General features: G+C 63.4%; 13 protein-coding genes. 11 read left to right on the top strand and 2 right to left on the bottom strand.

What is annotated here, in order from left to right:
- Positions 1–36: 36 nt before the first annotated feature.
- A complete protein-coding gene (locus tag V1286_RS25845) occupies positions 37–1,044 on the bottom strand; it encodes a polyprenyl synthetase family protein (RefSeq protein WP_334484295.1) in 1,008 nt (335 codons plus the stop codon).
- Between the two features lie 133 nt (positions 1,045–1,177).
- Between V1286_RS25845 and V1286_RS25840 the strand changes: the two genes are divergently transcribed.
- The 7 genes from V1286_RS25840 (at position 1,178) to V1286_RS25810 (ending at position 7,490) form a co-directional block, all read left to right on the top strand.
- Positions 1,178–1,405, top strand: a complete 228-nt coding sequence (locus V1286_RS25840; RefSeq protein ID WP_212420243.1) for a putative signal transducing protein — start codon at positions 1,178–1,180, stop codon at positions 1,403–1,405.
- Positions 1,398–2,165: a tRNA1(Val) (adenine(37)-N6)-methyltransferase gene (locus tag V1286_RS25835; RefSeq protein ID WP_334484292.1), complete on the top strand. Its 768-nt coding sequence runs from the start codon at positions 1,398–1,400 to the stop codon at positions 2,163–2,165. Before V1286_RS25840 ends, V1286_RS25835 begins: the two co-directional genes overlap by 8 nt.
- Positions 2,166–2,407: 242 nt before the next feature.
- Complete coding sequence (locus V1286_RS25830) at positions 2,408–3,319, top strand: S49 family peptidase (protein WP_334484290.1); 912 nt, start codon at positions 2,408–2,410, stop codon at positions 3,317–3,319.
- 120 nt (positions 3,320–3,439) lie between these two features.
- Entirely contained in the window at positions 3,440–3,628 is a 189-nt protein-coding gene (locus V1286_RS25825) for a hypothetical protein (protein WP_334489892.1), read from the top strand.
- A 203-nt stretch (positions 3,629–3,831) separates the two neighbouring features.
- Positions 3,832–4,767 (top strand): glycine--tRNA ligase subunit alpha, encoded by a 936-nt coding sequence (locus V1286_RS25820; protein ID WP_334484288.1) that lies wholly within the window; start codon positions 3,832–3,834, stop codon positions 4,765–4,767.
- On the top strand, positions 4,767–6,884 hold the full coding sequence (glyS, locus tag V1286_RS25815; RefSeq protein ID WP_334484286.1) for a glycine--tRNA ligase subunit beta: 2,118 nt from the start codon (positions 4,767–4,769) through the stop codon (positions 6,882–6,884). Before V1286_RS25820 ends, glyS begins: the two co-directional genes overlap by 1 nt.
- Before the next feature lie 3 nt (positions 6,885–6,887).
- Positions 6,888–7,490 (top strand): class I SAM-dependent methyltransferase, encoded by a 603-nt coding sequence (locus V1286_RS25810; protein ID WP_108518527.1) that lies wholly within the window; start codon positions 6,888–6,890, stop codon positions 7,488–7,490.
- Between the two features lie 138 nt (positions 7,491–7,628).
- On the opposite strand, the gene V1286_RS25805 is transcribed toward V1286_RS25810, so the two are convergent.
- Entirely contained in the window at positions 7,629–7,991 is a 363-nt protein-coding gene (locus tag V1286_RS25805; protein WP_334484283.1) for a DUF1236 domain-containing protein, read from the bottom strand.
- A gap of 236 nt (positions 7,992–8,227) precedes the next feature.
- Here V1286_RS25805 and V1286_RS25800 point away from each other — a divergent pair, with 236 nt between their 5' ends.
- The 4 genes from V1286_RS25800 to V1286_RS25785 all read left to right on the top strand — a co-directional run bounded on the left by V1286_RS25800 (position 8,228) and on the right by V1286_RS25785 (position 14,800).
- Entirely contained in the window at positions 8,228–8,383 is a 156-nt protein-coding gene (locus V1286_RS25800; RefSeq protein ID WP_334484280.1) for a DUF3096 domain-containing protein, read from the top strand.
- A gap of 178 nt (positions 8,384–8,561) precedes the next feature.
- Positions 8,562–11,432: a pyruvate, phosphate dikinase gene (gene ppdK, locus V1286_RS25795; protein WP_334484278.1), complete on the top strand. Its 2,871-nt coding sequence runs from the start codon at positions 8,562–8,564 to the stop codon at positions 11,430–11,432.
- Between the two features lie 416 nt (positions 11,433–11,848).
- Positions 11,849–13,300, top strand: a complete 1,452-nt coding sequence (locus V1286_RS25790; RefSeq protein ID WP_334484276.1) for a cell wall hydrolase — start codon at positions 11,849–11,851, stop codon at positions 13,298–13,300.
- Positions 13,301–13,549: 249 nt separating this feature from the next.
- Positions 13,550–14,800: an MFS transporter gene (locus tag V1286_RS25785; RefSeq protein ID WP_334484273.1), complete on the top strand. Its 1,251-nt coding sequence runs from the start codon at positions 13,550–13,552 to the stop codon at positions 14,798–14,800.
- Positions 14,801–14,808: the final 8 nt, after the last annotated feature.

Below are 14,808 nucleotides of genomic sequence, written 5' to 3'. Positions count from 1 at the left end.
CTTCGCGTTTGTCGCAGGCAATGACGGCGGTGCGCGTTAATGCGATCTCGCCAGACAGAACGCCACGACCTGCTCCAGCGCAGTCTTCATCGGCGAGGCCGGGAACAGCGCCAGCGCGTCGACGGCCATCGCGCCGTAGTGCTGGGCGCGGCTGATCGTGTCTTCCAGCGCGCGGTGCTTGGTCATCAACCCGATGGCATGATCGAGGTCGCTGTCGCCGATCTCGCCACGCTCCAACGCCTTGACCCAGAACTTGCGCTCGCCGTCATTGCCGCGGCGGAACGCCAGCACCACCGGCAGCGTGATCTTGCCCTCGCGGAAATCATCGCCGATGTTCTTGCCGAGTTTCGCGGCCTTGCCGCCATAGTCCAGCACGTCGTCGACGAGCTGGAACGCGATGCCGAGATTCATGCCGACCGAGCGGCACGCGGTCTGCTCGGCCTTCGGCCGGTTGGCGATCACGGGCCCGACCTCGCAAGCCGCGGCAAACAGTTCGGCGGTCTTGCCTCGGATGACGGCGAGGTATTCGTCCTCGGTGGTCGCGGTGTTCTTGGCGGCCGCAAGCTGCATCACTTCGCCTTCGGCGATGGTGGCCGCGGCGGAGGAGAGAATGTCCAGCGCGCGCAGCGAGCCGACCTCGACCATCATGCGAAAAGCCTGGCCGAGCAGGAAGTCGCCGACCAGCACGCTCGCCTCATTGCCCCACAGCATCCGCGCCGACAGCTTGCCGCGGCGCAGCTCGCTCTCGTCGACCACGTCATCATGCAACAGCGTCGCGGTGTGCATGAATTCGACGGAAGCCGCGAGCTTGATATGGCCGTCGCCGGAATAGCCGGTGAGGTTTGCCATCGCCAGCGTCAGCATCGGGCGGAGACGTTTGCCGCCCGACGAGATCAGGTGGTTGGCGACTTCCGGAATCATGGTGACTTCCGACCCCGTCCGCGACAGGATCGTGGCGTTGACCCGCTCCATGTCGGCGGCGACAAGCCCGACCAGCGCGTCGATCGAAGCGTTCGGGCTTTCGAAGGGTACAATAACCGCCACGCGGGTCTCCAATTTTGGCCAATTCGCACTATCCTTGTTCTACAATAGAAAGTGCCGGCTAAGGCGGCAAGGGCACGTAGCGGTTGACAGACCCGGTGCCGCTGTCGCACCCGGGCGAAAAGGAGAGCGTCCCTTGCGGGAATTGGTCAGGACCAACGATATCGTGCTGGTTTCCGCAGTCGGCGCGCTGCTCGACGGCGCCAATATCCATCATCTGGTGCTGGATCAGAACATGAGCGTCATCGAGGGATCGCTCGGCATCCTGCCACGCCGCATCCTGGTTCACGAGGATGACAATCGCGCGGCCCGCCAGTTGCTGGCCGAGGCGGGCCTGGCTCACGAATTGCGCCCCGATGACTGACCCGGTACTCGAACTCACCGAAGATGCGTTTCTCGGCGGGCAATTGCGTTTGATGCAACTAAAATCCGGACATCGCGCCGGTCACGATGCGGTGCTGCTGGCGGCGGCGACGCCAGCCCGTTCGGGCGACCGCGTGGTCGATCTCGGCGCCGGCGTCGGGGCCGCGGGCCTGGCGGTCGCCAGGCGCGTGACCGGCATCGATCTCGTCCTGGTCGAGATCGATGCCGCGCTGGCAGGGCTTGCGCGCGCCAATGCGGATGCCAATGCGATTCACGCTGACGTGATCGTGCTCGATGTGGAAGCCGATGCCTCGGCTTTTGCCGCTGCCGGATTAGCGCCTGACAGCGTCGATGCGGTGCTGATGAACCCGCCCTTCAACGATCCCGCGCGGCATCGCGTCTCGCCGGACACGGCGCGCGGGACCGCGCATATGGCGACCGCAACGACGCTCTCGAAATGGGTTCACGCCGCGCGGCGCATTCTCAAATCGAGGGGAGCGTTGACGCTGGTCTGGCGCGCCGATGGAATTGCCGAGGTGCTCTCGGCGCTCGATCACGGTTTCGGGAGCTTGCAGCTCCTGCCGGTTCACGGCGAGCCGCGGGCACCTGCCAATCGCGTCCTGGTTCGCGCCACCAAGGGTGGGCGGACGCCGACACAAATCCATCCCGCCCTGATGCTCAATGACGAGCAGGGCGCGCCCAATAAAAGAGTGCAGGAGATTTTAGCCGGGAAGGGGAGCTTGCCGCTCGCGTCCCCGTAACGGTGGCTCGCACGCCCATTTTTAGGAACAGGACGCTATTGCGGAAGCGTCTCTGACTGTTGTTTGGGTGCCGATGTAAAGTGGATCGCGGCCAGAAGGCTGCCGATGAGCATTATCAGCAGGTAGATTTTCATGTCAGTCTCCGCTGCGCCATTGCAGCTTTAACGTCTGCAATGCAAAAGGCGTTCCGGCCTTTGCAATGACACTGGCGCGATAAAAAATGGTTAATTCGAGGTAACGGCATGAGTGAACAATTAAGTGATCGCGCGGGATTGCCGAACCTCATTGACAGGGTGAAGCAACTCATTCCGGCAAAATTCCGGCGCGACGCTGCCGTCGTCCCGGTGGTCCGCCTGTCGGGTGTCATCGGCGCGGTGACGCCGTTGCGGCCGGGCCTGACGCTGGCGGGCATCGCCAAGACGCTGGAGCGCGCTTTCGCCACCAAACACGCCAAGGCGGTGGCGCTGGTGATCAATTCGCCCGGCGGTTCGCCGGTGCAATCGCGGCAGATCTATTTGCGGATCAGGCAGCTTGCCGCGGAAAAGAAACTGCCGGTGCTGGTGTTCGTCGAGGACGTCGCGGCCTCCGGCGGCTACATGATCGCCTGCGCCGGCGACGAGATATTCTGCGATCCGTCCTCGATCCTCGGCTCGATCGGCGTGGTCGGCGGCAGTTTCGGTTTTCAGGACCTGCTCAAGCGAATTGGCGTCGAGCGGCGGCTTTACACGGCAGGCGAGCACAAGGCGATGCTCGATCCGTTCTTGCCCGAAGATCCCGATGACGTGGCGCGCCTGAAGGCGCTTCAGCGCGAGATCCACGCCATCTTCATCGCGCTGGTCAAGGGGAGCCGCGGTGCGCGGCTCAAGGGAACCGAGGACGTCTTGTTCACCGGCGAGTACTGGGCGGGCGAGAAGTCCGTGTCGCTGGGTCTTGCGGACAAGATCGGCGATATCAGGTCGACGCTGCGCGAGCGTTACGGTGAGAAGGTGCTGACGCCTGTCATTGCGCCCGCCAGCGGCATGCTGTCCGGGCTGTTGGGCCGCAGGTCGCCGGGAGCGGGTTCGCTGGCCGCATTCGACGGTATCGGGGGACTGCCGGATGACCTGATTTCGGCGCTCGAGACCCGGGCGATTTGGGCCAAATTCGGGTTCTAGAAATCAACTGCAGGTCATCGAGCCGCGCCATTTAGTCCCAAAAGCGGAATTGCGGCGCAGGCCGGCTTGGGCGACAATGCACCCATTGGGGGCTGACACGTGAACGACAAGGATCGACCGATGCCGCCGCTGATCGCATTCGCGGGTGCCCTGGGTGGGCTCGCCGTGGTCCGATGGGCCTACAAGACCGCCGTCCGCATCAACAGGGAGTTGGAAGAGGCGCGCCTGGCACGCGTCGCCGAGACCCAGACGGGCGATATTCCGACGCTGCGCCGCGACCCCGTCACCGGAGCTTATCGGCCGGGTTAACCTTTCGTCATTCCGGGGCGGTGCGAAGCATCGAACCCGGAATCTCGAGATTCTCAGGGGCGCAAGGGCGCCCCATAGTTCGCGCTGATGCGCGCCCCGGAATGACGGAGAGCGACATCCGCCGCCCATCGCCTTGATTCCCTGCCGCCGCGTCGATACGGTCCCGCGCTCTTAAACCCCCCTTCGCGAGACCGACACTGCCGATGGACGCACTTCCTGCCCATATGCGCCCGGAACGTTCGTTCCAGGGCTTCATCCTCGCCCTGCAACGGTTCTGGGCAGAGCAGGGCTGCGTGATCCTGCAGCCCTACGACATGGAAATGGGCGCCGGCACGTTCCATCCTGCGACGACGCTGCGCGCGCTCGGTCCGAAGCGCTGGAACGCGGCCTATGTGCAGCCCTCGCGGCGGCCCAAGGACGGCCGTTACGGCGAAAATCCCAACCGGATGCAGCACTATTATCAGTTTCAGGTGATCATGAAGCCGTCGCCGCCGAACCTTCAGGACCTGTACCTGAAGTCGCTGGCCGCGATCGGCATCGATTCCAGCCTGCACGATATCCGCTTCGTCGAGGACGATTGGGAGAGCCCGACGCTCGGCGCGTGGGGACTGGGTTGGGAGTGCTGGTGCGACGGCATGGAAGTCAGCCAGTTCACCTACTTCCAGCAGGTCGCGGGCGTCGAATGCGCGCCGGTTGCCGGCGAGCTCACCTATGGGCTCGAGCGTCTTGCGATGTATGTGCAGGGCGTCGACCGCGTCTACGATCTTAATTTTAATGGCCGTGACGGCGCCGACAAGGTCACCTATGGCGACGTGTTCCTGCAGGCCGAGCAGGAATATTCGCGGCACAATTTCGAATATGCCGACACCATGATGCTGTTCGAGCAGTTCAGGATGGCGGAAGACGCCTGCAAAAAGTATCTCGCCGTCGGGTGGCGCGAGGGCGGCAACCAGAAAGAACATCTGATGGCGCTGCCGGCCTATGACCAGTGCATCAAGGCGAGCCACGTTTTCAATCTCCTGGATGCGCGCGGCGTGATCTCTGTGACCGAGCGGCAGAGCTACATCATGCGGGTGCGCGAACTGGCAAAGGCCTGCGGCGAAGCCTGGGTACACACCGAAGCGGGCAGGGCGATCTGATGCCTGATCTTCTGCTGGAGCTGTTCTCCGAAGAAATCCCCGCGCGCATGCAGGCGAAGGCGGCGGACGATCTGCGCCGCATGGTCACCGACAAGCTCGTTGCCGAAGGCCTCGTCTATGAGGGCGCAAAAGCGTTCGCGACGCCGCGGCGGCTGGCGCTGACCGTGCACGGCATCCCGGCGCGGCAATCCGATCTGAAGGAAGAACGCCGCGGCCCGCGCGTCGGCGGCGCCGATGCGGCGATCCAGGGATTCTTGAAGGCCACGGGTCTCGCCCGGATCGAAGACGCCAAGATCCAGACCGACCCGAAGAAGGGCGATTTCTACATCGCGCTGATCGAAAAGCCGGGACGCGCCACGCTCGACGTGCTCGCCGAGATTCTACCCGTCATCATCAGAACCTTCCCATGGCCGAAATCGATGCGCTGGGGCGAACGTTCGGCCAGGTCAGGCTCGTTCTCCTGGGTGCGGCCGCTGCATTCGATCATCGCGACCTTTGGTCCGGAGACCGAAGACCCCGACGTGGTGAAGTTTTCCGTCGACGGCATCGAAGCCGGGCAGACCACGTTCGGCCACCGCTTCATGGCGCCCGCTGCGATCTCCGTGCGCCGCTTCGAGGACTACGAAGCGAAGCTGAAGGCTGCAAAGGTCGTTCTCGATCCGCAGGCCCGCAAGGACATCATCCTGGCCGACGCAAAACAGTTGGCGTTCGCACAAGGCTTTGAGCTGGTCGAGGACCAGGCGCTGGCGGACGAGGTCGCAGGCCTCGTCGAATGGCCGATCGCGTTGATGGGATCGTTCGATAAAGAGTATCTCACGATCCCGGACGAGGTGATCCGCGCGACCATCCGCAACAACCAGAAATGCTTTGTGGTCAGCGATCCCAAGACGGGCAAGCTGACCAACAAATTCATCCTCACCGCCAACATCGAAGCCACCGACGGCGGCAAGACCATCGTCGGCGGCAACGAGCGCGTGATCCGCGCAAGGCTGTCGGACGCGAAATTCTTCTACGAGACGGATCTGAAGACCAAGCTCGAGAGCCGGCTGCCAAAATTCGATCAGATCGTGTTTCACGAGAAGCTCGGCACGCAGGCCGAGCGGATCAAGCGGATCGAGCGGCTGGCGGCGGAGATCGCGCCGCTGGTCGGCGCCGATGTCGGGAAGGCCAAGCGCGCCGCCCATCTGGCAAAAGCCGATTTGCTCACTGAAGTCGTCGGCGAATTTCCCGAGCTGCAGGGCTTGATGGGGAAGTATTACGCGCAGGCCCAGAGCGAGGATGCCACCGTCGCCGCCGCGAGCGAGGAGCATTACAAGCCGCAAGGCCCCGCCGATCGCGTTCCTACCGATCCGGTGAGCGTGGCGGTCGCACTGGCGGACAAGATCGATACGCTGGTTGGCTTCTGGGCAATCGACGAGAAGCCGACCGGCAGCAAGGACCCCTATGCGCTGCGCCGCGCCGCGCTCGGTGTCATCAGGCTGATCGTCGAGAACGCACTTCGTGTCTCGATCCTGAATGTGGCTATCTCGGCGCTAGGCGGCTTGCTTAACAAGCGCCCGAGGGAAGCGATCGTCGACGGCCAGAAACTTCCGGGCGATCTCCTCGCCTTCTTCGCCGACCGCCTGAAAGTCCAGCTCCGCGACCAGGGCGCGCGCCACGATCTCGTCGATGCCGTGTTTTCGCTCGGGGGGCAGGACGATTTGCTCCTGGTTGTTCGACGCGTCGAGGCGCTCGGAAAGTTCCTTGACACCGACGACGGCAAGAACCTGCTTGCAGGGACCAAGCGCGCGAGTAACATCCTTGCGATCGAGGAGAAAAAGGACAAGCGCACGTTTGACGGCGCCCCGGATACCGGGCTTTACAATTTGCCTGAGGAAAAGGCGCTCGCCAGCGCGATCGATCAGGTCAAGGGCGAAGCCGGCTCCGCCGTTGCCAGGGAAGATTTCGCCAGCGCAATGAGCGCGATGGCCAAGTTGCGTCCGGCGGTCGATGCGTTCTTCGACAAGGTCAAGGTCAATGACGATGAACCCAAGGTGCGCGAGAACCGACTAAAGCTCCTGAACGAGGTCCGCGCGGCGACCCGCGCGGTTGCGGATTTTTCGAAGATCGAAGGCTAGATCATGGACCGTCAGACGCTCGCCGCTTACGAACTGGATGCGGCGGCGTTCGCGAAGGACTGGCTCGCTCAGCCGGCGCCCGTCGACCTGCAGGAGGTCGTCGAGCGGTTTTTCGTGCGCGGCGGCACCTCGGCGGATATCGGCTGCGGCTGCGGCCGCGAAGTCGCCTGGCTCCACGCGAACGGTTTTTCGGCCGTGGGCTTCGATCCTTCCGAAGGCCTGCTCAACGAGGCGCGCCGGCGATATCCCTCGTTCAAGTTCGCGCATGCCGAATTGCCCGAACTGCGCGGCGTAGGCACCTTCGATAACGTCCTGTGCGAAACCGTGATCATGCATCTCGACCGCAAGCAGATAGCGGCATCGGTTCGCCGTCTGCTCGATATCGTCAAGCCCAGCGGTATTCTCTATCTGAGCTGGCGCGTTACCGAGGGCGCTGATCAACGCGACGCGCAGGGACGGCTTTACGCGGCCTTCGATTCCGCCTTGGTGCTGGCGGAATTGAAGGCGACGACGGTGTTGCTGGATGAAGAGGCAGTCAGCGCCTCATCCGGAAAGAAGATTCATCGGCTCGTGGTGAAGAAGCCGGGGCTGGAAATTCGCGAGTAGCCGAACCAAGCTGCACCGCATCCGGGCCAAAGAAAACCCCGCCCGGAGGGGACACACCGGGCGGGGCTTTTTGTCCGGTCGTATCTCGCGCACATCCGCTTGCGCGGCGCCCGGACCAATCGTTCAGGCTACTGAAGGTCAATCGACCACCTGAACGATGCGGCGCGAACGCGGTTCGACCAGTATCGTCTGGCCGTTCACCACGGTGTAGCGATAGGGCGTCATGCCGAACGATTGCGGCACGTCGTAATAGGTCACGCCGGCTTCCGGCAGCACGGCGCCAACCGTCACGCGCTCGGAAATCGTGTAGTTCGGCACGCGCTCACGCACGATGTATTCGCGGAAGGCCGGCCGCTGGTCGGCAGTGATGCCTTCGTGTTCGCCGATGACGACCGTGCTGCCGCCGGTGGTGCCGGTGGTGATCGTGCTTTGCGCCTGAGCCGCGATCGGGGCAGCCATCGCACCGGCGATCGCCGCAATGGCAAGTAGTCTGTTCCGCATGGTCAACTCCTTCGCGAGAAGAGAGGCGCCGGCTTTCACCAGCACACACATGCGGGCCAATTCATCCCGCGCGGCATTGTTCCGGCAAAACCGCGGCCTCATACGCGGCATTTCTGGGGAATTGTTGCGGAGCCTGGAACCCTTTGAAGTCGTGAGCGTCTTGCTATTCCGAAACCGCGCCAGCGGTTAAGTTGCGGCCCTCGATTCGATTCCCCACCCATCAGCCGGAGATTTCAATGACCATCACTGCTGCGCACATTTCCCCGATCGTCGCGCTGATTGCGGGAGTCTTGATTCTGATTATGCCCCGGTTCCTGAATTTCATCGTCGCCATCTACCTGATCGTAGTCGGTTTGGCCGGCCTCGGCGTGTTCAAGATGTTTCGGTTCTAGCGTTTCGGTTCTGATTGAATCAGAACCGAAACGCTAGATTCCTGTTTGACGCGTTTTCTTCTTCACGCGAACCGGTATCTCGAATACCGCAGGAAAGCAGGGTTTCGCGGCTTGCGCGGAACCCTTCAAAGTGGTGTAAGGCGCGCAATCTTCTCACCTTTTCGGATAGTTGGAATCCATGGCCAAAGCCGTCGCGAAGTCCAAGAAGGCTGCAGTGAAATCTGTAGCGAAATCAAAGCCATCGGCCCAGTCCAAGGCCGCTGTGGCCCCTTCCGCCCGCAAGGCGCTGAAGAAGGCCCCGGCCAAGCCGGCCGCCAAGGTCGCGGCCAAGAAGGCCGCAGTCCGCAAGCCGGCCACTGACGCGGTAAAATCCGGCAAGTGGGTCTATACCTTCGGGGACGGCAAGGCGGAGGGCAAAGCGGGCCTGCGCGACCTCTTGGGCGGCAAGGGCGCCAACCTCGCGGAAATGGCCAATCTCGGCCTGCCGGTGCCTCCGGGCTTCACCATTCCGACCTCGGTCTGCACCTATTTCTACGCGCACGACAAATCCTATCCCGCCGCGCTGAAGACGCAGGTGGAGAAGGCGCTCGATCATGTCGGCAAGCTGACCGGAAAGGCGTTCGGCGATTCGAAGAATCCGCTTCTGGTCTCGGTCCGCTCCGGCGGCCGCGCCTCGATGCCGGGCATGATGGACACCGTGCTTAATCTCGGCCTCAACGACAAGACGGTCGAAGCGCTCGCCGATCTCTCCGGCGATCGCCGCTTCGCCTATGACAGCTATCGCCGCTTCATCACGATGTATTCGGACGTGGTGCTCGGCTTCGAGCATCATCACTTCGAGGACATCCTCGACACCTTCAAGGACAGCCAGGGCTATACGCTCGACACTGATCTCTCCGGCGACGACTGGGTCGAGCTGGTCGGCAAGTACAAGGAAGCCGTGGCGCGCGAGACCGGCAAGGATTTCCCACAGGATCCGCACGAGCAATTGTGGGGCGCGATCGGCGCGGTGTTCTCATCCTGGATGAATACGCGTGCGGTGACCTATCGCCGCCTGCACGACATCCCGGAATCCTGGGGCACCGCCGTCAACGTGCAGGCCATGGTGTTCGGCAACATGGGCGAGACCTCCGCGACCGGAGTAGCGTTCACCCGCAATCCCTCCACCGGCGAGAGCAAGCTCTACGGCGAGTTCCTGATCAACGCGCAGGGTGAGGACGTGGTGGCGGGCATTCGCACGCCGCAGGACATCACCGAGGAAGCGCGCCAGGAATCCGGCTCCGACAAGCCGTCGATGGAAAGCGCGATGCCGGAAGCCTTCAAGGAGCTGACGCGGTTCTACACGCTGCTCGAAAAGCACTACCGCGACATGCAGGACATGGAGTTCACGGTCGAGCAGGGCAAGTTGTGGATGCTGCAGACCCGCGGCGGCAAGCGCACGGCGAAAGCCGCGCTGCGCATCGCGGTCGAACTCGCCAATGAAGGCCTGATCTCGAAAAAGGACGCGGTGATGCGGATCGATCCGGCTTCGCTGGATCAATTGCTGCATCCGACCATCGATCCCGCGGCCAAGCGCGACGTCATCGCGACCGGCCTGCCGGCCTCGCCCGGCGCCGCATCGGGCGAGATCGTGTTCTCGTCCGACGAAGCCGCAAAACTTCAGGCCGACGGCCGCAACGTCATTCTGGTGCGCGTCGAAACCAGCCCGGAAGACATTCACGGCATGCACGCCGCTGAAGGCATTCTCACCACCCGCGGTGGCATGACCTCGCACGCCGCCGTGGTCGCGCGCGGCATGGGCAAGCCCTGCGTCTCCGGCTGCGGCGCCATTCGCGTCGATTACGGGCGGGGCACGATGAGTGTCGGCTCGCGCACCTTCAAGACCGGCGACGTCATCACCATCGACGGTTCGCTCGGCCAGGTGCTGGCCGGCCGCATGCCGATGATCGAGCCGAAACTGTCGGGCGAATTCGGCACGCTGATGGGCTGGGCCGATCAGGTTCGCAAGCTCGGCGTTCGCGTCAACGCGGATACGCCGGAAGATGCGCGCACCGCCATCAAGTTCGGCGGCGAGGGCATCGGGCTGTGCCGCACCGAGCACATGTTCTTCGAGGAAACCCGCATCCGCACCGTGCGCGAGATGATCCTTTCCGAGGATGAACAGTCGCGCCGCGCGGCGCTGTCAAAACTGCTGCCGATGCAGCGCGCCGATTTCGTCGAGCTGTTCGAGATCATGAAGGGCCTGCCGGTCACGATCCGCCTGCTCGATCCGCCGCTGCACGAGTTCCTGCCGCACACCCAGGCCGAGATCGAGGAAGTCGCGCGCGCGATGAACACTGATCCGCGCCGGCTCGCCGATCGTGCCCGCGATCTCGCCGAGTTCAATCCGATGCTGGGCTTCCGCGGCTGCCGCCTCGCCATTGCCTATCCGGAGATCGCGGAGATGCAGGCGCGTGCGATCTTCGAAGCGGCGGTCGAAGCCGAGAAGCGCACCAGCAAGGCTGTCGGCCTCGAGGTGATGGTGCCGCTGATCGCGACCAAGGCCGAGTTCGACCTGGTCAAGGCGCGGATCGACGCGATGGCGCAGTCGGTGATGAAGGAGACCGGCAAGAAGCTCGCCTATCAAGTCGGCACCATGATCGAGCTTCCGCGCGCGTGCCTGATGGCCGGCGACGTGGCGCAGACCGCGGAGTTCTTCTCGTTCGGCACCAACGACCTGACCCAGACCACCTACGGCATCAGCCGCGACGACGCCGCAAGCTTCCTCGGCACCTATGTCAGCAAGGGGATTTTGGAAATCGATCCGTTCATCTCGGTCGATCGCGATGGCGTCGGCGAACTGGTGAAGATCGGCGTCACTCGTGGCCGCAAGGTCCGGCCCGGTCTCAAGGTCGGCATTTGCGGCGAGCATGGCGGCGATCCTGCCTCGGTGGCGTTCTGCCACGAGATCGGGCTCGACTACGTGTCGTGCTCACCCTATCGCGTGCCGATCGCCCGCCTCGCCGCCGCGCAGGCCGCGCTCGGCAAGACGGTCGCGAGCCAGGCGTAGTTTAAACGCTCGCTACCAACGGATACGACGTCATGCCCGGGCAGAAGCGCGTCTTCGCGCTAGATGACCCCGGCATTCGCGTTTTGGCGCACGCGTGAAAGCCGTCATTGCGATTGACTGCTTTCACCATGATAGCGTGAATTGGAACTCGCGCGTCGCGACGTGGGCGAGCGTGGTGCGTACGTGCGCAAAAAATTTTCTTCATCATCTTTGTTGACGGGATATTTACCACTTTCATCGCGCGTCTGTTTACCAACACTTCTCATGCGATCCGCGAAAATCCCGTGATGTCTTGCGTGTAGCACGCAGGCCACGCCGATTAACTCCCCGGCAACCTAAATTCGATACCAACAAAAAAGGTCGAATTGCACGGATGTACTGACGTTCGATCGTGTAAGTGTTGCGTGAGCGTATCGATGTTTGTGTTGCGTAGCCAGCCGAAGGGCGCGCGGTTCGCGTCCTTCGGCCTCGGTCTCTGCGTCTTCGCTTTGATGCCGACCGAGATCGGATATCAGGATATCGCTTCGCTGCTGGCGCGCCAGCCCGGCGTCGCCGAGCGCTGGCAGAAGCGGGTGTTCTCGTCCGCCGGCACGATTCAGGTCGCAACGTTCTCCTTCGGCCGTCCGATCGGAACCTCCTCGCCGCAAACCGCGACCTACCGCCTCGCCAGTCTCGACAACCAGGGCATCGACATCACGGGATCCGTGACGCGCAATCCGCTCGTCGCTCCGCCGCCGCGTTATCACGCTGCCGATTTCCCCAAGGTCGATCGCACGCTGAAGGGCGATCGTCTCGTCGTGACGCCGCCGCCTGCTGAAACCGCAAGCCCCGCCGGGCGCGCGCCGGCGACCGAGGACCCCGCGACATCGAATACATCGGTCAAGGGCGCCAAGACCGCCGAGATGGCGCCATCCGTTGAGCGCGCGCCGCTCGATCCGGAGCTGCAGGCCGCGCTGCGCGCGCCGCCGCTGGCGCAATACGACATGTCGCTGTCGCTCGAAACCAGGCCTCAAGACGATCTCAAGACTGTTCCGGAAAAGCGCGAGGCCGCGCACACGCCGGCGTCGCCGCGCGACGGCTTCTCGTTCAAGACTTCGAGCCTGTTCTTTGGTTCGTCGCTCGGCTCGCCGGAGAGCATCGAGCGCTGGCGACCTGGCGAAGAGCCCGTCATCGTGATTCCGGGCGCTGTTCCCGATCCCGACATGAAAGTGATGGCCTCGCTGCCGGTCGATGCCGATGGTCCGGTGCGGGCCGGCGAGATGGGCGAGAGCGTTGCGCCGAAGGGCGAAGTCAATTCCGACAACCAGCGCGCCAAGACGCCCGCCGAACGTCTCGGCCTGTTCGATGAAAAGTCGCGCGCCAAGTCGGAGAAGTGTTTGGCGGAAGCGGTCTATTTCGAAGCCCGCGGCGAAGCGGTACGGGGCCAGATCGCGGTGGCGCAGGTGGTGCTGAACCGCGCCTTCTCCGGCAAATATCCCGAAACCGTGTGCGGCGTGGTCTACCAGAACAAGCACCGCCATCTGGCCTGCCAGTTCACCTTCGCCTGCGACAACAACAAGGACGTCATTCGCGAGCCCGATATGTGGGAGCGCGCGCAGAAAATCGCCAAGGCGATGCTCGACGGCCAGCTCTGGTTGCCGGAAGTCGACAAGTCGACGCACTACCACGCTTATTGGGTGCGGCCGTCCTGGGCCAATGAAATGAAGAAGATGTACAAGACCGGCGTGCACACCTTCTACCGGCCGCGCGCCTGGGGCAACGGCAGTGACGCGCCGAGCTGGGGAAGCCAGGCCGAAACCGCGGCAATCTCCGCCAAGCTCGCCGAAGCCGCACAGAGCTCCGCCGAGCAGGCGAGCGCGAAACGGTAGCATTGTTGTTCCCGTAGCCCGATGGAGCGCAGCGAAATCCGGGGGCCGGATGATCCGCGTGTGAGACCGTCCCGGATTGCGCTTCGCTCCATCCGGGCTACGCGCCACGGCTGATAAATTGCATTGATTGCACTCGCCGATTTTGCAGGGCTGCCCTGCAGCGAGAATTTTTTTGCGGCTCCCCTTGGGGTTTTCATGCAAATGCATTAAGTCATGCCGGCGCATTGGTTCGGCCCGCAGGAAATTCATATGTCAGCAACGACCGGCGATCTTCGTCCATCCTCCGGCCTTGGCACCTGGCGGACGCCGCTCGTCATCATCATCTGCGGATGCTTGATCGCGCTGCTGAGCTTCGGGCCGCGCTCGAGCCTCGGATTTTTCGTCCAGCCGATGAGCCGTGAGTTCACCTGGGGCCGCGACGTCTTCGGCCTCGCGCTGGCACTGCAGAACCTGTTGTGGGGCCTGGGCCAGCCGATCGCGGGCGCCATCGCCGATCGCTTCGGCATCCTGCGTGTGATGATCGTCGGCGCGCTGCTCTATGCCGGCGGTCTGCTCCTGATGCGTTATTCCACGGCGCCGTTGTCGCTCGATCTCGGCGCCGGCGTCCTGATCGGCTTCGGTCTATCAGGCTGTTCGTTCAACCTGGTGCTGTCGGCGTTCAGCAAGCTCTTGCCGCCCGAGAAGCGCGGCTTTGCGCTCGGCGCCGGCACCGCGGCCGGCTCGTTCGGCCAATTCCTGTTCGCGCCGTTCGGCGTCGCGATGATCGACAATTTCGGCTGGCAGGCGGCGCTGACGGTGTTCGCGCTCCTGATGCTCTTGATCGTGCCGCTGTCGCTGGCGATCGCGACGCCGCCTTCGACGTCGTCGAACGAACCTGTCGGCGACCAGCAATCGTTCAAGACCGCGCTGGCGGAGGCGTTCGGCCATCGCTCCTATGTTCTATTGGTGCTCGGCTTCTTCACCTGCGGCTTCCAGCTCGCCTTCATCACCGTGCATCTGCCGGCCTATCTGGCCGATCGCGGGGTTGCGGCGTGGACCGGCGGCTGGGTGGTCGCGGCCATCGGTCTCTTCAACATCATCGGCTCGCTCAGTGTCGGCTGGCTGCAGAACAAATATCCGAAGCGCTATATTCTCTCGCTGATCTACTTCGCCCGCGCGCTGTCGATCATGGCGTTCATCTCGTTTCCGATCACCACCTTTTCGGCGATCGTATTCGGCGCCGCCACCGGCCTGACCTGGCTCTCGACGGTGCCGCCGACCTCGGCGCTGGTGGCGCTGATGTTCGGCACCCGCTGGTTTGCGACGCTGTATGGCTTTGCCTTCGTCAGCCATCAGGTCGGCGGTTTCCTCGGCGTCTGGCTCGGCGGCGTGGTGTTCGAGCAGTTCGGTTCCTATACGCCGATCTGGTGGCTCTCGATCTTCTTCGGTGTGCTGTCGGCGCTGATCAACCTGCCGATCGTCGAGCAGCCGGTCGCGCGCCCGGTTGCACAACCCGCCTGATGCGGTAA

The sequence above is a fragment of the Bradyrhizobium algeriense genome, assembly GCF_036924595.1.
Classification (GTDB): Bacteria; Pseudomonadota; Alphaproteobacteria; order Rhizobiales; family Xanthobacteraceae; genus Bradyrhizobium; species Bradyrhizobium algeriense.
The sequence above is the reverse complement of the archived record's forward strand: the minus strand, read 5'-3'. Positions and strand labels throughout refer to the sequence as shown.